The following is a 16,870-nucleotide window of genomic DNA, read 5'->3' on the forward strand; positions in this document are numbered from 1 at the left end:
TCGGAGATGTGTATAAGAGACAGTGCAAGATGGATGCATGTCCAATGAACGAATGCAGCCCGCTGCGGAGCGCGCCTATGACTTCGTCAAAGAGAAGATCATTGACGGTTCCTTCGAGCCCTCGCAGATGCTTTCCGAGGCCTCCCTGGCTACCGAAATGGGAATTAGCCGCACCCCAATGCACGAGGCTTTCCTGCGCCTAGAGGTCGAAGGCTTTCTACAGCTCTACCCCAGGCGTGGTGCGCTCATCGTGCCGATCAGCCCGCAGGAAATTCGCGAGGTCTATGAAGCACGCTTGCTCGTAGATAGGCACTGCGCTGAGAAAATCTGCGCCATGCCTGACACCGAGCGCGCGGACATCGCTGATCAGCTAGACGCGACCATCACGGAACAAAACGCTGCGTTGGATGGCGCAGACCTGCATGCCTATACGAATCTTGATGCGCGTTTCCACCAGATCATCATGGATGGCGGTGCCAATACCCTGCTGGCTGGGCTGGGACACCAGCTGCGCGAACGCCAGCAGCGTTTTACCGCTACGGCCATTGGCCGCAACGTAGCCCGCGCCCGCACCTTTGTGGATCAGCACCGCACGCTTGCCGATGCCCTCCGCGCCGGCGACCTCGACGCCTACCTTTCCGCATTGGACACCCACCTAAGCAACTCGAGGAATCAACTATGACCGAAAAGTTTGCCAAACACTCATGGTTTCCCGTCGCTGGCAGCATGGTTGCTGTCGCGTGGGGCGGCAATGAATTCACCCCTCTCCTAGTTATGTACCGCGAGGAGTCGCACTTCTCGCAGGTCACCGTCAATGGCCTCTTGGCCGCCTATGTGCTCGGCATCGTGCCGGCGTTGCTGATTTCTGGCCCGCTTTCGGACTACATTGGCCGCCGCCCCACGATGCTGCCTGCCGCGCCGCTGTCACTGTTGGGTTCTTTCCTTTTATCCATCGCGCCGAACGAGCCGCTCGTCATCGCCGTGGGCCGCATCATGTGCGGCTTGGCTTTGGGCATCGTCATGGCTGTCGGCTCCACATGGGTGGCAGAGCTCATCACCCGCGCTGGCGGCGATCCAGCTGCCGGGCCGCGCCACGCCTCCATGTGCCTGACCTTAGGTTTCCTCATCGGCGCCGGCCTCGCATCGGTACTGGCCCAGTGGGGTCCGTGGCCCACCCACTTGGCGTATATCCTGCACATCCTCCTCACGGTTGCCACCGCCATCTGGCTGATGAAGACCCCGGAAACCCGCCCGCCGCGGGGCGCTACGGTAAAAGACACCTTCCTTGACTTGAGCATCCGCGACATGCTGCGTATGCTGCACATTCCCTCCGCAGCACACCGCCGCTTCGTGCGCATTGTCCTGCCGGTCGCACCGTGGGTCTTCGGCTGCGCTGGCGCCGCCTATGCCCTCCTGCCCCAGCTTTTGTCCGAGTCCGCCGGCGATGCCCCCATCGCTTTCTCGGGCCTGATGACCGTTATCACCTTGGGCTGCGGCGTCGGCATCCAGATGCTCGGCAAGGTCATCGATACCAGCCGCTCCGCCCGCGCTTCCGCAGTTGCCATGGGGGTTATCACTGTGGGCACCATCCTCGGCGCGGTTGCCTCCCATACTCGCTCCCTGCCGCTCGGAATCGCCGGCGCGGCGGTCATGGGCGCAGGCTACGGCCTCGCCCTTGTCGCCGGTCTGTCCGAGGTCCAACGCATCGCCCGCGCCGAAGAACTCGCCGGCCTCACCGCCGTCTACTACTCGGTGTCCTATACCGGCTTCTTTATCCCCATGGCCTTCAGCGCACTCGCGCCGCTGGTCGGCTTTACCACCCTATTCCTCATTGGCGCCGTGCTCGCAGTGTGCTGCCTCATTAACGTGGTCCTCGGTTGGCGCGCCCACCTGCCTGGCCCGGTCCGTTAAGTCCTATCACTCATAAAAAATTGCCCAGCCGCACTGGCTGGGCAATCATTTTTTAGGTGGCAACGCACACGCTACTGCTTGACGACGGTAGCGCTAACCCCCTTCACCACCTCGTGCACATCCGCACCATCGAGCGCCTCGGTGGTCACCTGGAAATCGGTGGCGAGCACTTCACCGGCGATGTGGTCGGCGTGACGCTCCGCCCAGGCCTTCTTCTCCTCGGGGACAGAGAGTACGGCCGCGATGCGATCCGAGACCTCGAACCCAGAAGCCTTGCGGGCATCCTGGAGGCCGCGGATAACGTCCGCAGCCCAGCCTTCGGCCTCGAGCTCTTCGGTCACCTCGGTATCAAGTACTACCAGGCCGTCAAGACCTTCGATACGCGCGGTCGACTTCGGATTCGCTGCCTGCAGGCGCTCGGTGTACTCATCCGGGCCAAGCACGATATCGCCGTCCACTACAACCTCATCGCCGCGGCGTTCGTAGTTGCCCGCCTTGAGGTTCTTGATGGCGCGCTGCACGTCCTTGCCCAACCGCGGGCCGGCGACCTTCGCGTTACAGACAACCTGGAAGGTGCCTACCGAATCGACGTCGTCAGTAAGCTCAACTTCCTTGACATTGACCTCGTCGCGAATGATATCGGCAAAGTCCGCCAGGCGCTGCGCCCCGTCGAGGGCCACCGTCAGCTTCGGCAGCGGCAAGCGGTTGCGCAGCTTATTGGACTTGCGCACCGAAGACGCTGCCGAGGCCACCGCGCGGGTCGCATCCATCGCAGAGACGAGATCTGCATCAGACGGGTAATCCGCGGCCTGCGGGTAGTCTGCCAAGTGCACCGAACGCTCACCGGTAAGCCCGCGGTAGATAACCTCCGCCACGTGCGGTAGCAGCGGTGCCACCACGCGAGTCACAGTCTCCAGCACGGTGTACAAGGTATTAAACGCCTCAGGATGGGCGTCCTCGCCCTCCCAGAAACGATCGCGCGAGCGACGGACGTACCAGTTGGTAAGGACGTCGGCAAACAGGCGCACCTCTTCGGTTGCCGTGGCGATATCGGTATCGGCAAGCGCCGTGTTGACATTGGCCACGACATCGTGGGTCTTAGCCAAGATATAGCGGTCCAAAACATGCGCGGAGCTGGTGTCGAACTTTGCTTCCTTCTCTGCGTAGAGCTGCAGGAAGGTATAGGCATTCCAGATAGGCAGGATAGCCTGGCGCACGCCCTCGCGAATGCCCTGCTCAGTCACGATGAGGTTGCCTCCGCGCAGGATAGGCGAAGACATCAGGAACCAACGCATGGCATCCGAACCATCGCGATCAAAGACCTCGTTGACGTTCGGATAGTTGCCCTTGGACTTAGACATCTTAAGGCCATCATTGCCCAGCACGATGCCGTGGGCCACGACCTTCTTATACGCCGGGCGGTCAAAAAGCGCGGTGGACAGCGCGTGCATCACATAGAACCAACCACGCGTCTGTCCGGAGTACTCCACAATGAAGTCGGACGGCGAGTGGGTTTCAAACCATTCCTTGTTCTCGAATGGGTAGTGCTTTTGCGCAAACGGCATCGAGCCGGACTCAAACCAGCAATCCAGCACGTCTGGCACGCGGCGCATCATCGACTTACCGGTCGGATCATCCGGGTTCGGGCGCACCAACTCGTCGATGTGTGGACGGTGCAGCGACTCCGGACGGACACCGAAATCGCGCTCCAGCTCGTCCAAGGAGCCGTAGACATCCATGCGCGGATAGTTGTCATCATCGGACATCCACACTGGGATAGGTGCACCCCAGTAGCGGGTACGGGAGATATTCCAGTCGCGCGCTCCCTCGAGCCACTTGCCAAACTGGCCATCCCGGATATGCTCCGGCAGCCACTCAATCTCCTTGTGGTTAAGCTCCACCATGCGGTCGCGGAACTCCGTCACCTTCACGAACCACGCCGGCAGCGCCATGTAGATAAGCGGCTCCCCCGAGCGCCACGAGTGTGGATAGGAGTGCTCGATGGTGACGTGGCGCACCACTCGCCCAGCAGCCTTCAGATCCTTAATGATGTCCTTATTCGCATCAAAGACCAGCTGGCCTTCATACGGCGGAACCTGCGAGGTGAACTTGCCATCCTCATCCACTGGGATAACCAGCTCGATGTCGTACTGGTTGGTGGTATTCATATCGTCTTCACCAAACGCAGGAGCCTGGTGTACCACACCGGTGCCGTCCTCCGTGGTGACGTAATCAGCGATCAAAACCTGGTAGGCGTTGCGCAGATCCGGGAAGAAGCCGAAGATCGGCTCATACGTAAAGCCCTCGAGTTGCGCGCCGGTAAAGGTCTCCAGCACCTCGGCCGCCCCTAGTTCCTTCTCCAAGGTGGCCAGCAGGTTTTCCGCCATGATGAAGGTACGGCCAGCGAAATCACCCTCCGTAGCCTTAAAGAGCACGTAGGTAACCTCTGGATGAACCGCCAAGGCCTCGTTCGAAGGCAAGGTCCAAGGGGTGGTGGTCCAGGCGAGGAAGGAGGCGTCGGCAAGCGCAGGGTGCTCCGCCAACGTCTTTTCTGCAGCGCTTCCCTCGCGCGCGCCCTCCACTGGGAAGGTAACCGTCAGGGTCGGATCCTGGCGCATCTTATAGGAATCGTCCAGGCGGGTCTCCTGATTGGACAAAGAAGTGTGCTCCGCCCAAGAGTACGGCAGGACGCGGAAGCCCTTGTAGATCAAGCCCTTGTCATAAAGCTCCTTGAATGCCCACATGACGGATTCCATGTAGTCGATATCCATGGTCTTGTAGCCGTTTTCAAAGTCCACCCAGCGGGCCTGGCGGTTGACGTACTCTTCCCACTCGTCGGTGTACTCCAGCACGGACTTGGCGCAGTATTCATTGAACTTTTCTAAGCCCATGTCCTCGATCTGCGCCTTTTCAGTGATACCCAGCTGCTTTTCCGCCTCCAGCTCGGCGGGCAGACCGTGGGTATCCCAGCCGAAGACACGAGGCACGTAATTGCCAGCCATGGTGCGATAGCGCGGGACGATATCCTTCACATAACCGGTCAACAGGTGCCCATAGTGCGGCAAGCCATTTGCGAATGGAGGGCCATCATAAAAGATGTACTCTGGGCAGTCCTTGGTCTTTTCTAGCGAAGCCTGGAAGGTATCATCCTGCTTCCAGTACTTCTGGACTTCCTCTTCCATATCTGGGAAGCGGCTGGAGCCGCCAGTCATGTCGACCTTGGGGTAAACCTTTTTCGCCATAATTATCCTTCACTCTTAACACGGTGCAGGGACGCGCCATCAAGGCTCGCGGTACCACCCTGCTTGAGCCCGAAGGCTCCGCTTCGTTTCGGTGAAGGAGTTGACGGTCCCACCCGTTCAGTTCTACTGGGCCACACTGGCCGTTCTTCTGAATTGCTCCCCGGTGATGGCCGGATCACTGCGTGTAGGCCACAGTATAGCGCCCCAGAATCTTCGTACACAAGAAGTTATCCACAGGCTAAAAATTTTCCCTTGTGGGGGATTGCGCGGGGAAATAAATTGTGAATCGTGAACGCGCTAGATACTTACCTCGCAGCCATGGCACCCGGGATGGACATCGTCCTCGGGTGCGCAGGCATGTCTGAGGACGACCTCTGCGCGCGAGGCGCCGCTGAAAAAACGGCCCGCGAGTTGGTATTGCTAAAAGAGGCGTACTGCGGCACGACCAAGTTCACTAGGAAGCGTCGTCGTGCTATCGAAGGTGCTCAGCACAATGGGCATTCCATCGTTGCTTTATCCATCATTGAAAAGTATGCGCGCAAGATGCCCACGCTTTTCGACGCCTGGGTTCTCCGCGAACAACTGTGCACCACCAAAGCTACAGCAGGGGCGCTAGAAAAGCTGGCCCAGTCCAAGGTCCCGAAGAAAAAGCGCAAGGTGAAGCCTGGTGTACGCATCATCAGACGCAAGGATGCGCCGTGGACGCTAGCGATCGATGGCTCGTCTTCGTTTATTGCGGACCTCCACGCGGCGGTGGAGAACCAGGATAAAAAGCCGCTGGATGTGGTGGAAGAAACCTTCTTCGGCAACAATACGGGGCAACGAAGCACCGTGGTAACCAATGTCATCGTGCAGCTGGAGGACTACGTGCGCATCGTCAACGGTGACGGTGAAGAAATCACCTTGCAGATGACCAACGGAGCAACGCTTACAGGTGCGCAATATGTGCGCCGCGCACTAAAGGAGCATGGGCTCATTACCCTGCTGAGCCCCTATGAAGGCGCGGTGAACCTGTACCGCACGGAGCGCTTCGCCAATGCAAAGCAACGGTTGATGGCGGGCGCGGAAAACCCGGTATGCCCATGGCCGCGCTGCGCTAAGCCTGCCGACGAATGCCAAATTCACCATCTGGAGCCGTGGTTGCACGGTGGATTGACCAATATCGCGAACTTATCCACAGCTTGCGCGTACCACAATGGCGCCAACGATGACGATCCCAATGCCCCTCCGCTGCGCGGGCGACTTGCCCGTACCAACGGACAGATTCGGTGGCAACCGCCCGAGTGCTAGAACCCGACTGCGAAATAAGGCGCTTCGTGCGCCTTATTGGCATGCCTGCAACCGAAAGCTTGCGGTCTCGCGGCGTTAGTCCTCGCGGAAGGCTGCGCGCAGAGCCTCTTGTTCGGGGGATTCAGTTGCTTGGGCTTTGTCAGCGCGATGCTTATGCGCCCAGTCCAGGATGAAGCACACGAGTCCGAGTCCAGCAGCGGCGAAAACGATATACAACGACCAGTCGGCTCCCGAGATAACGAAGTTGACCAAGGCCACGAATGCCACGAGGGCGAGAACTAAAGCGGCAACGAGCACAGTGGTTCCTTTCGGTAGGAGCGGGCTAAAGCACGACGGTCTAAAACAACAATAGCGCCCCCGCCGCGGTGGCGGAGGCGCTACGAAGAACGGGGTGGCTTAGTTATTGCCAGCCTCGCCGTTCGGTGCGGCGGTGCCGCGGGTAGCCAACTCTTCTAGCTGAGACTCGAGGAGGGTCTTCAGGCGAGTGCGGTACTCACGCTCGAAGGTGCGCAGCTCGGAGATGCGAGCCTCCAGTGCGGTCTGCTGCTGCTTGACGGTGTTCATAACCTCGGTGTGCTTGCGCTCGGCATCGGCCTGCAGCGAAGCGGCCTTCTCCTCTGCCTGGCGGATTTGTGCCTCAGCGCGGGAGGAAGCATCAGACTCGGTCTGCTTTGCCTTAGCCTCAGCGTCAGATACCAGCTTCTTGGAGCGGGAATCTGCATCCTGCAGCTGGGCGTCGTACTTCTTCTGGGCGTCGGCAAGCTGCGCCTTGGAGCGGGAATCTGCATCGCTCAGCTGCTTCTCAGCGGCAGTGCGTGCCTCGAACAGCATGGACTCGGACTCCGCACGAGCCTCGGAGGTCAGGCGGTCTGCCATCTCCTGTGCCAGCCCCAGAACGCGGGCAGCCTGCATGTGGGTTTCTGGGGTAGCCAGGCCATCGGCGGTCTGAGCAGCACCAGCCTTGGAGGAACCAGCTGCGGAAGCGGACTTCTTCAGCTCTTCGTTTTCCTTCTTGAAAGCCTCGAGGTCCTTCTTTGCCTGGGCTGCCTCCGCGCGAGCTGCCTCGGCGTCCTTCTTGGCCTGAGCCGCCTCATCGCGGGCTGCCTTCAGGTCTGCGGAAGAGGAAGCAGCAGCGGAGCCAGACGCCTGTGCCTTGGAAGCCTCAGCCTGAGCTGCCTTAACCTGCTCCTGTGCCTTCTTGGTCTCCTCCTTAGCACGGGAAACCTCGGACTTGGAGTCCGCCAGCTTGGTTTCGTACTCCGCGCGCAGCTTGGCCTCAATCTCCTTGCGCAGCGCAGCCTCATCGGTGCGGGTGGAAGCCGCAGTTGCGGTACCAGCAGCACCAGCACCCGCCTTAGACTGGGAGCTCAAATCGCTGACCTGAGCCTGCAGGTCTTCGTTCTCATCCTGCAGCTGGGCAAGGGCGTCCTCTACGAGGTCGAGGAACTGATCCACCTCGTCTTCGTTGTAGCCGCGCTTGCCAATCGGCGGCTTGCTGAACGCGACGTTGTGAACATCAGCTGGTGACAGTGGCATGTCTTCTCTTCCCCTTCAGGTTGGTACAACCCCGGAGCTTCCAGGGCCTTAGGAGTGCGGTTCAGGTCTAACTAAACCTTCCCCACAAAGGTACATGTGGTTCATAATACGGGTTATCGCGATTTATCGTAACCAAACGCCCACAATAATCGACGCCCCGCCGAGTCTCAACGTTTACCGCAGGTTTCGAGGCGACGGGGGTGCTAAGTCAGGAAAATTATCCGCAAGATCATTGTGAGTATCGAGAGCAAGACGAACAGTACAAGCACCGATACATCAAGCGCTACGCCCCCCATTTGCAGGGGCGGGATCAGGCGCCGCAACGCCTTGACCGGCGGGTCTGTAATCACAAACAAAGGCTCCGCTATAACCATGAACCAGCGTGGAGGGTTGAACTGCCGCGAGAAGGACTGGATCATCTCAATAATGATGCGGGCGATGAGCACCCACGTGTAGATCCGCACGAGCAGGATAAGAATAATTCCGAGTTGTGTCACAATGACCGAGCCTATCGAATAAACCGCCGCGGGTGCCCAATCGGCACCCCGCGAGGGCTAAATGAACCATGCCGCTTTAGCGCAGGCCTGCGGCACGCTCGAGTTCGTGCTTTGCAATGTCTGCAGACTTAGGCACGATGGAAAAGACCTTGCGCTCAGTGTCCATGCCCTTGGTGAGGTTGAGCATACGGCCCTCCAGGCCGAAGCAGAGACCGGCAGCGAAGTCGATGAAACGCTTGGCGGTGGCCTTTTCGGCGTCAGTCAACTCGAAGACCACAGCATCACCGTCACGGAAGGGCTCGCCTACCTTGGCGGCATCATTGAAAGACGTCAGCGAAATAGCCACGATGGTCGGAACGAATTCCTCGTGTACTGGCGCCGGCTCATAGGACTGCGGGGCGCGGCGAGGTGCGTAGGCCGAGGAGCTATTTTCGGAGTAACGCGGCTCCTCGTTGTAGTAGGCATCGTCCTCTTCGATGTCCACCGGGCCCAGCCCGAAGAAATCCTTCGTCTTATCAATGAATGACATTTTTGGGTCTCCCTCTGACCTAAATTTGTACAAGTCTAAACGCGTAAAATGTGTCTGGTGTGACTCATGTGATTTACGCTGTGAAATGCGCTTTTGCGATGTTTTTAACCTACTGGCCGCGGTCCCATGATGCTGGTTCCGACACGCACGATATCGCTGCCCGCAGCAATTGCCTCGGCCATGTCCGCACTCATGCCAGCAGACATTTTCAGCGGTCGATTGAGCTCGGACGATAAGCGCTCTACCTCTCCACACACGTTCCGGAATACCTCACCTGCGTCGGCGTCGAGAGGCGGAACAACCATGAGTCCGGCAAGTTCCAGGTGCTGCGCTTCTTCTACGGCACGGACGAGCTCATCGAGGTCGTCCGGAGATACACCACCTCGAGCACCATCACCATCGGCGGAGACTTGGATAAATACCGGCAAGTTGCTTTCGCGCTCGCCTCGTTCCTTGGCTAAGGAAACTCCCCGCTCCAGTGCGTGGGCGAGCTTGAGGGAATCAAGCGAATGCACGCTGGTCGCCCATCGAGCTACATGGTTGGCTTTCTTGGTCTGGATCTGGCCAATCATGTGAAAATGCAACTGGGGCAACTCAGCGGCCTTTGCCCGAGCTTCTTGCTCTCGGTTTTCGGCGACGTCGGTAACCCCAAGATCCGCCAGCAGGGCAATATCCGCAGCAGGGTGAAACTTCGTCACCGGCAACAGCTGGGGCGGTTTTCGCCCTGACTGCGCTGCTAGCCGTTCAATCTCGGCACAAGTGGCCGATAGGTTTTGTTCTAGCTGTACCTTTCGGTCTGACATTACTTAGCCTCCAACCAAATTAGTCCGGCCTGGCGGCCGGTGGTGCCTTCGCGTCGATAGGAAAAGAATTCTTCGTCTTCAATGGTGCAACGGGGGTCAGATTCAATGGCGGTGATACCTAGCCCCATAAGCTGGCGAATCAGCCCTGCGCGCACATCAATGCCCCACGTGCCCTTCGACGTCCGTGTCTTGGAGCCGGGCAAGCGACGCTCGACGTCAGTGGCCATTTCCTCGGGCACTTCATAGTTCTTTCCCGAAGCAGCCGGCCCCATAACCACCTGAATGCGCTCGGGCTGAGCGCCAAGCTTCTGCATTTCGCGCACGGTATTGACCACAATGCCGTTGCGGGCGCCAAGGCGGCCGGCGTGGGCGGCGGCGATGACACCAGCGGCGACGTCGACAAGCAGCACCGGCGTGCAATCAGCGACGAGGACGCCCAGCCCGAGGCGTCGCTGGGTGGTGACAATTGCGTCTGTGGCTGGCACGGGCTCGTCCCGTGGACCATCGACGACGGTGACGGTATTGGTGTGTAGCTGTTCCATCCACACGATGTCGTCCAGACCGGTCACGCGCTTCAAGCGCTCGCGGTTAGCGGCAACCGCGGCGGGGTCATCGCCGACGTGATGCCCCAAGTTAAAGGAGTCGTATGGAATAGCAGACGCCCCGCCAGCACGGCTAGTAAAAACCATGCGGACGGGGCGTGTGGTGCGATGTTCCTCGTTTACTGGCATGCACACCAGCGTAGCGTTTTGCGCTTAGCGCATGAAGGAAGGCACGTCCAGATCGTCGTCGCCGTCATCGTCACGACGCTGGGACGGGCGGGACAAACGGTAGTCATCGCGGCGTTCCTCGCGGGAGAAACGATCAGAGTTGGTGAACAGACCGCTAGACTCTGGGCGACGCTCCTCGGCAGGGCGCTGCGGGGTGTAGCGCTCTCGCTCCTGGCCGGCGCGCGGCTCGTAGGAGTGGCGCGGGGAATAGTCATCCTGTACCGGCTGAGCGGCAGCAGGCTGCGCCGGTGCCGGGGTGACGGACTCTGCGTTCTCGCGCTGACGATTGTCAAAAAGAGAAGCCGGCTTGCGCTGCTCCTGTTGCGGCTGCTGATCGGCAGCAGCCTGAGCCATGTTGGCCTCGGCGTCAAAACCAGTAGCAATGATGGTAATGCGAATCTCATCGCCCATGGTGTCATCAATGATGGTGCCGAAAATGAGGTTGACGTCCTCATCGGCGCGCTCTTCCACCATGGAGGCGGCGGCATTAACCTCGTGCAGGCCAAGGTCGGAGCCACCAGCAATGGAAAGCAGCACACCCTTGGCGCCTTCCATCGTGGATTCCAGCAGCGGGGAGTTAATGGCCTGCTCAGCGGCAGTCATTGCGCGGTTATCGCCGCGGGCGAAACCGATACCCATAAGCGCAGAACCGGCATCGGACATGACGGAGCGGACGTCCGCAAAGTCGACGTTGATCATGCCCGGGATGGTGATCAGGTTGGTAATACCCTGCACGCCATTGTGCAGCACCTCATCGGCAGCGCGGAAAGCCTCAACGATGGAGAGTTCTTCCCCACCGAGCTGCATCAGGCGGTCGTTCGGGATGACGATGAGGGTATCGCAGACCTCGCGCAGCTCCTCAATACCGGCCATGGCCTGGCGGGTACGGCGAGCACCCTCGAACTTGAACGGGCGGGTGACAACACCGACGGTCAGCGCACCCATTTTCTTCGCGATAGACGCCACGACCGGAGCAGCACCGGTGCCGGTGCCGCCACCCTCGCCGGCAGTCACGAAGACCATATCGGAGCCCTCGAGGGCGTCTTCAATTTCGGACTTGTGGTCTTCTGCGGAGGTCTTGCCTACCTCAGGGTTAGCGCCGGCACCGAGGCCGCGGGTGGCCTCACGGCCAATGTCGAGCTTGGTGTCTGCATCGGAGAAGATAAGGGCCTGAGAGTCGGTGTTGATGGCGACGAACTGAACACCCTTGAGGCCTTCTTCGATCATGCGGTTGACGGCGTTGACGCCGCCGCCGCCGACGCCGACGACCTTGATATCCGCGAGATTGTTATTGGAAGAGATCATGTGAGTAGGTCTCACCTTTCGCTACTGTAAGTCTGCACGTGCATTAAACGAGGAATGTAATGCGGTCCACCGAAGGCGAATCGCGTTCCTTTCCATCTTTAACGACAGCGGTGTAATTTTCACGCACATTTTCCGCGTGTCGAGACCCTCAAGTTCCACTTTAGGGTTTCTCACCTGCGGTTTTACAAGTCACACCCGCATCATCCGCCCCATGATTCAGGCACTAAAAAGAGCCCATGCAGCGCACACGCCTAAGCGGTGCTGCACGGGCCCACAAGAGCGATAGAAAGCACCCGCGGGGGCACCCGTCGCCCTATCCGCGGGTGGTGACCAACTCAGGGTTGGAAATATTCCACTCGCGGCCTTCCATCTTCAACACTGTGGCAAAGGCATGCGCCTTGTCCTCATCGTTGGAATCGCTGGCCCCCCAGAAGATGCGCCGGCCATCTTTAGTGGTGAAAGTCAGCGAGTATTCGCCCGCTACTTCGAGCTTTGCTACTTGGTTGCGGACGTCGTCGGAAAGCGCTGCAATCGCTCGCACGGCATCCTGGGTTTGCGGGGAGCCACTATCGACAGAGCCCGTAACCTCAACCGCGCCCGCGGGAGGTTCCGCGGAGGTAAATTCCTCGCCTTTATCATCGATCAGGTAGGGCTTATTATCGCGCTTTACAAACGCCACAGCCTTGTGCTCGGACACGTTGATGGTCAAGGTCGAAGGGAAATCGCGAGAGACTGTCGCCGAATCGACCCAGTCCAATCCAGCAACACCGGAAGCTGCCTCGCGCGCATTAACGCGGAACAAATTTTCGCCCTTGGGAACCCCAGAGGCTTCCTCCACCTGTGTGGGATCGAGCTGGTGGACGCCCTCCACCTGAAAATTGCGTACCTTCAGGACGGGAACCGTCCACATCACAGCGGCCGCTATCAGGGCCGCGGCGACAATTGCGGCGATGACCCCAGCGATGAGCTTTGCGGATACGCGCACTAGCTTGCCCGCAATTCATCGAGGATTTCCGCCGCCACCATGGTTACCGAGCCAGCACCAATGGTCAGCACCACATCTCCTGGCTCCACCACCGACACGACGTCGCGGGCAGCGGCGGAAAAATCCGGCTCGAAGATGACCTGCATATCAGCGGGCATCTTATCGGTAATGATGCGGGAGGTAATTCCCTCCACGGGCTGTTCGCGAGCGCCGTAGATGTCGAGTACCACGGCGGCGTCGGCAAGCGAGAGTGCCTGGGCAAATTCCGCGTCGAATTCCATGGTGCGCGAGTACAGGTGCGGCTGGAAACACGCGATGACGCGCCCGCCGTGGCCTTCAGCCTCGACCTTGGCGCGTGCTGCCCGCAGCACTGCCGCAACCTCGGTGGGATGGTGGGCATAATCATCAAAAACGCGCACGGGTTTGCCCTGCTTGTCGACGCTCCCCCGGTACTCAAAGCGCCGCCGCACACCGCCAAAATCAGCCAATCCCTCGGCGATGGCGGCTGGAGTGCCGCCGGAGAGCACACCGGCGATCAAGGCTCCCATGGAATTGAGCACCATGTGGTGGCCTGGGATCTGCAGCTCGTAGCGCACGGTTTCAGAAACACCAGGAAGGTTGACTTTGACGGTGGTGTCCATGCCTTCCGCGGTGGTCTCTTCGCGGACCAGCTCGGCGGCCAACGGCACGGTGGAGGTAAAAGACTTCTCCTGCAAGCCGTAGGCCACGACGTTGATGCCGCGCTCCAGCGCCCGCTCGCCGGCCCGGGCAGCGTGCTCGTCTTCAGCGCACACAACGAGGTAGCCGGTCTCCGGGGTGACCAAGTCAGCAAAGTCATCGAAGACTTGGAAATAGGCTTCCTCGCTGTGGAAGAAGTCGAGGTGGTCGGGCTCGATGGTCGTGAGCACCGCGACGTCAGGGCTATAGCGTAGCAGGGAGGCATCGGATTCATCGGCCTCGGCGACGAACGCTTCCCCGGTGCCACCGTGGGCATTGGTACCCGCGCGGTTGAGCTGGCCGCCGATGGCGAAGGAAGGATCAAGACCCGCGTGTTGCATCGCGCTCACGGTCATCGACGTGGTGGAGGTTTTACCATGGGTGCCAGCCAGCAACACCTGCTGGTGACCTTCCATCAAGGCGGCAAGCAGATCGGAGCGGCGAATTACCGGGATATCGTTATCCTTTGCGGCTACTAGCTCCGGGTTGTCTTGGGGGATGGCGGCAAATGAGGTAACTACGACGGTGGGCAGCTCACCTGACAGTCGCAGATTTTCCGCGGCATGGCCGATGGCGACCTTGGCGCCCATGGTGCGCAGCACCTCAACCGGGGTGGAGTCTTTGACATCGGAACCAGTAACCACTCCGCCGCGAGCGGCAAGGATTCGCGCGAGCCCCGACATTCCGGAACCACCAATGCCGATGAGGTGGACGCGGCGCAGATCGTAGTGTGCGGGATCGGTCATTTACTTATCCTTCCTTCCAGCCGCGTTTTCGGCCTCGGATACGCGGGCGGCGATGCGGTCTGCGATGGTATTTGCCACGTCCCCGGCGCTGGCATGGGCGGCGGCGTGCGTCATCGACTCGAGGCGTTGCGGGTCATCGAGAATGCCGCGCACCTCAGAGATGAGTCGCTCTGGGGTCAGCTCCGTGTCCGGAATTTGGATGGCGGCGCCTGCCTCGACCACTTCTCGGGAATTGAGCGCCTGTTCGCCATTGCCGTGCGGCAGCGGAACGTAGATGGCCGGCAGGCCTGCGGCGGATACTTCGGCAACGGTCATCGCGCCGGAGCGGCACACGACGAGGTCGGCTACCGCAAGGGCGGAGCCCATGTCCTCGATATACGGCAGTGCGGCGTAGTTCGGGTGTTCTGCTGGCGGGTCATTCTTCTTGCCATAGGCGTGCAGGAGCTGGAAGTCCTGTGCGAGGTCCTCCACCGCTCCAGCGACGGCGCGGTTGATGCTGACCGCGCCTTGGGACCCACCGGTGATGAGGACGGTGGGAAGCTCGGCCAAGTTCCACTTGGTGCGCGCGTCTGCGGCCAGGTTGCCATTCGGGTCCTCCGCTAGGCTCGGGCGAACGGGAATGCCGACGACCTCGCCCGGCATGCCAGAATCCGGGTGGGCGTTGAGCCCAATGCCGCCCATCTTCACGCCGAGCTTATTGGCCATTCCAGCCAAAGCATTGGTTTCAAGAACATAGAACGGAATGCCGAGCGAACGCGCTGCGATATAAGCCGGGCCGGCCACGTAGCCGCCGGTACCAAAGACGACATCCGCCTCGACGTCCTTGAGCACCTGCTTGGCCTCCGCCACCGCGCGAGAGAGGTTAAACGGTAGCTTGAAGAGCTGCGCGTTGACCTTGCGCGGGATTGGCACGGGGGTAATCAGGCTAAGGTCCACGCCGCGGGCGGGAATGATATCGCGCTCGAGGCCCTTTTCGGTACCGAGGGCGGTGATGCGTGCGCCGTGGCGCTCACGCAAAGCTTCGCCTACGGCGAGGGCGGGTTCAATGTGTCCGGCGGTGCCGCCACCTGCGATGACGACGGAAATAGGCGTGGAATTCATAGCCTAAAGGCTACCAGCGCCACCTATCGATACCGGCGCTCGGCGCGCGGATAGCGGCGACCGCTTCCGGTCACGGGGCGACCAAAGCGCTCCTCGCGCACGCGGGACCGCGGCTCCTGCGGCCGAGCGTGACGGCCCTGCTGCTTCTTTTTCGGCTGCGGCACCGGCTGTGGCTCGCCGATGAAAAGGAGACGGTCGAACAGCGGGCGACCGAAATTCTGCATGGCGGAAATCTGCATCGGCTCATGACGCGCCACGTTGCACAAGATGCCCATCGAGCCGATCGTGATGATCGCCGCGGTACCGCCGGCCGAAATCATGGGCAGCTGAATACCGGTTACCGGCAGCAGGCCAATGACGTAGCCAATATTCACGAAGGCCTGCGTGACCACACCAATGGTCAACGTTGCGGCCAGCAGGGACTGGAACTGGTTCTGTGCGCGCATCGCGGTGCGCAAGCCCACATAGCCCAGTGCGGCGAATAGCACGATGACGAGCGCACCGCCCCACCAGCCGAGTTCCTCACCCACGATGGCGAAAATAAAGTCATTTTTCGCCTCGGGCAGGTAGAACCACTTGGCACGGGATTGGCCAATGCCAACGCCCCAGAAGCCGCCGTCGGCAAGCGAGAGAAAGCCCTGATAGGACTGGAAACCCGTACCTTGAGTATCGGAGATATTGCCTACGAGGGCGTCGAAATAGGTGTGGAAGCGGTTGGACCGGAAGCCGCCAGAAAGGAAGATAAACAGCAAACCACACACGGCTGCGACGCCGATGGTCGCCGGAACGCGCCAGTCGACACCCGCGAAAATCAGGGTGAAGACAACCACGAGGGCAAAGGACAAAGCCATACCCAAGTCGCCCTGAAGGACGATGAGCAAGAACATAACGCCGGCAATGAGGGAGTACATCATGAAGGGATCCGTCACCTTCATGGATTTGTGCTCCTTATCCGCCAATACGGTCGCACCAAACATGCCTACGGCGACGCGGGCAAGCTCCGAGGGCTGCAGGGAGAACGGCCCCAAGTAAATCCAGGACTGGGAACCTACCTCCTCGCGGCCGGTACCGACGCCAGGGATCAGCACCGCGATGAGCAAAATGATGGACAAACCCACAATCCACGGCACGCATTTGCGCAGGGTATGCGGCGACACCTTGAGACCAAACCAAAAGGCAACGAGACCCAAGAACACCATCACGCACTGGCGCAATGCCTGGTTCCATACTCCGCCGTCCTCGGTCAGGGAAGTAGCCATGGAGGAAGAAAAGACCATGAGCACGCCGATGCCCACGAGGAAAAAGATGATAAAGCGCAGCAGCTGGTAATCAAGGCCTGCTTCCTGGCGGGCTCGCTCGCGCAGCTCGCGAACGCGGTCGCCAAAACTCTTGGAGCGCGGGCGCTGCTGGGAGGTGGCCGTCATGTGTTCTCCTGATC

General features: G+C 60.2%; 15 protein-coding genes. 3 read left to right on the forward strand and 12 right to left on the reverse strand.

Translation table 11 applies throughout. The features are described from left to right. Positions 1–37 precede the first annotated feature (37 nt). Both QP934_RS02590 and QP934_RS02595 read left to right on the forward strand, forming a co-directional pair. Complete coding sequence (locus QP934_RS02590; RefSeq protein ID WP_419126728.1) at positions 38–682, forward strand: GntR family transcriptional regulator; 645 nt, start codon at positions 38–40, stop codon at positions 680–682. Beyond that, positions 679–1,911, forward strand: coding sequence for an MFS transporter (locus QP934_RS02595; protein ID WP_049377633.1), 1,233 nt, complete (start codon positions 679–681; stop codon positions 1,909–1,911). The genes QP934_RS02590 and QP934_RS02595 overlap by 4 nt, the downstream gene beginning before the upstream one ends. A 71-nt stretch (positions 1,912–1,982) precedes the next feature. On the opposite strand, the gene ileS is transcribed toward QP934_RS02595, so the two are convergent. Continuing rightward, positions 1,983–5,153 carry an isoleucine--tRNA ligase gene (gene ileS / locus QP934_RS02600; protein WP_419126729.1) on the reverse strand — a complete coding sequence of 1,057 codons (3,171 nt, stop codon included), beginning with the start codon at positions 5,151–5,153 and terminating at the stop codon, positions 1,983–1,985. Positions 5,154–5,441: 288 nt separating this feature from the next. On the opposite strand from ileS, the gene QP934_RS02605 reads away from it, so the two are divergent. Continuing rightward, positions 5,442–6,443, forward strand: coding sequence for an HNH endonuclease signature motif containing protein (locus QP934_RS02605; RefSeq protein WP_419126730.1), 1,002 nt, complete (start codon positions 5,442–5,444; stop codon positions 6,441–6,443). 75 nt (positions 6,444–6,518) lie between these two features. Here the strand turns inward: QP934_RS02605 and QP934_RS02610 are convergent, their stop codons facing one another. The 11 genes from QP934_RS02610 to QP934_RS02660 all read right to left on the reverse strand — a co-directional run bounded on the left by QP934_RS02610 (position 6,519) and on the right by QP934_RS02660 (position 16,856). Further along, positions 6,519–6,740: a hypothetical protein gene (locus tag QP934_RS02610; protein ID WP_049377639.1), complete on the reverse strand. Its 222-nt coding sequence runs from the start codon at positions 6,738–6,740 to the stop codon at positions 6,519–6,521. Between the two features lie 99 nt (positions 6,741–6,839). Continuing rightward, entirely contained in the window at positions 6,840–7,979 is a 1,140-nt protein-coding gene (locus QP934_RS02615; RefSeq protein WP_419126731.1) for a DivIVA domain-containing protein, read from the reverse strand. Positions 7,980–8,182: 203 nt separating this feature from the next. Beyond that, positions 8,183–8,476 carry a YggT family protein gene (locus QP934_RS02620; protein ID WP_317026169.1) on the reverse strand — a complete coding sequence of 98 codons (294 nt, stop codon included), beginning with the start codon at positions 8,474–8,476 and terminating at the stop codon, positions 8,183–8,185. A 76-nt stretch (positions 8,477–8,552) separates the two neighbouring features. Further along, positions 8,553–9,005, reverse strand: a complete 453-nt coding sequence (locus QP934_RS02625; protein ID WP_049377643.1) for a cell division protein SepF — start codon at positions 9,003–9,005, stop codon at positions 8,553–8,555. Between the two features lie 104 nt (positions 9,006–9,109). Further along, entirely contained in the window at positions 9,110–9,808 is a 699-nt protein-coding gene (locus QP934_RS02630) for a YggS family pyridoxal phosphate-dependent enzyme (RefSeq protein ID WP_419126732.1), read from the reverse strand. After that, the gene (gene pgeF / locus QP934_RS02635) at positions 9,808–10,539 is read right to left on the reverse strand and encodes a peptidoglycan editing factor PgeF (protein WP_198491692.1); all 732 of its coding nucleotides are present in this window, start codon (positions 10,537–10,539) and stop codon (positions 9,808–9,810) included. The genes QP934_RS02630 and pgeF overlap by 1 nt, the downstream gene beginning before the upstream one ends. A 24-nt stretch (positions 10,540–10,563) precedes the next feature. Next, positions 10,564–11,883, reverse strand: coding sequence for a cell division protein FtsZ (gene ftsZ, locus QP934_RS02640; protein ID WP_419126733.1), 1,320 nt, complete (start codon positions 11,881–11,883; stop codon positions 10,564–10,566). Positions 11,884–12,196: 313 nt separating this feature from the next. Next, complete coding sequence (locus tag QP934_RS02645) at positions 12,197–12,868, reverse strand: cell division protein FtsQ/DivIB (protein WP_419126734.1); 672 nt, start codon at positions 12,866–12,868, stop codon at positions 12,197–12,199. Continuing rightward, positions 12,868–14,331, reverse strand: a complete 1,464-nt coding sequence (murC, locus tag QP934_RS02650) for a UDP-N-acetylmuramate--L-alanine ligase (protein ID WP_340418710.1) — start codon at positions 14,329–14,331, stop codon at positions 12,868–12,870. Before murC ends, QP934_RS02645 begins: the two co-directional genes overlap by 1 nt. After that, positions 14,332–15,432 carry an undecaprenyldiphospho-muramoylpentapeptide beta-N-acetylglucosaminyltransferase gene (gene murG / locus QP934_RS02655; RefSeq protein ID WP_419126735.1) on the reverse strand — a complete coding sequence of 367 codons (1,101 nt, stop codon included), beginning with the start codon at positions 15,430–15,432 and terminating at the stop codon, positions 14,332–14,334. It lies immediately after the preceding gene. 23 nt (positions 15,433–15,455) lie between these two features. Then, positions 15,456–16,856: a putative peptidoglycan glycosyltransferase FtsW gene (locus tag QP934_RS02660; RefSeq protein ID WP_340418709.1), complete on the reverse strand. Its 1,401-nt coding sequence runs from the start codon at positions 16,854–16,856 to the stop codon at positions 15,456–15,458. Between the last annotated feature and the right edge of the window lie 14 nt (positions 16,857–16,870).

Source organism: Corynebacterium sp. MSK122, assembly GCF_030229435.2.
Taxonomy (GTDB): Bacteria; Actinomycetota; Actinomycetes; order Mycobacteriales; family Mycobacteriaceae; genus Corynebacterium; species Corynebacterium marquesiae.

Excerpts from the sequence above, each read along its gene's own strand:
- QP934_RS02660 (WP_340418709.1), bottom strand. The coding sequence starts at position 16,856 with ATGACGGCCACCTCCCAGCAGCGCCCGCGCTCCAAGAGTTTTGGCGAC.
- murG (WP_419126735.1), bottom strand. The coding sequence starts at position 15,432 with ATGAATTCCACGCCTATTTCCGTCGTCATCGCAGGTGGCGGCACCGCC.
- ftsZ (WP_419126733.1), bottom strand. The coding sequence starts at position 11,883 with ATGATCTCTTCCAATAACAATCTCGCGGATATCAAGGTCGTCGGCGTC.
- QP934_RS02625 (WP_049377643.1), bottom strand. The coding sequence starts at position 9,005 with ATGTCATTCATTGATAAGACGAAGGATTTCTTCGGGCTGGGCCCGGTG.
- QP934_RS02630 (WP_419126732.1), bottom strand. The coding sequence starts at position 9,808 with ATGTCAGACCGAAAGGTACAGCTAGAACAAAACCTATCGGCCACTTGT.
- pgeF (WP_198491692.1), bottom strand. The coding sequence starts at position 10,539 with ATGCCAGTAAACGAGGAACATCGCACCACACGCCCCGTCCGCATGGTT.
- QP934_RS02595 (WP_049377633.1), top strand. The coding sequence starts at position 679 with ATGACCGAAAAGTTTGCCAAACACTCATGGTTTCCCGTCGCTGGCAGC.
- ileS (WP_419126729.1), bottom strand. The coding sequence starts at position 5,153 with ATGGCGAAAAAGGTTTACCCCAAGGTCGACATGACTGGCGGCTCCAGC.
- QP934_RS02590 (WP_419126728.1), top strand. The coding sequence starts at position 38 with ATGTCCAATGAACGAATGCAGCCCGCTGCGGAGCGCGCCTATGACTTC.
- QP934_RS02615 (WP_419126731.1), bottom strand. The coding sequence starts at position 7,979 with ATGCCACTGTCACCAGCTGATGTTCACAACGTCGCGTTCAGCAAGCCG.
- murC (WP_340418710.1), bottom strand. The coding sequence starts at position 14,331 with ATGACCGATCCCGCACACTACGATCTGCGCCGCGTCCACCTCATCGGC.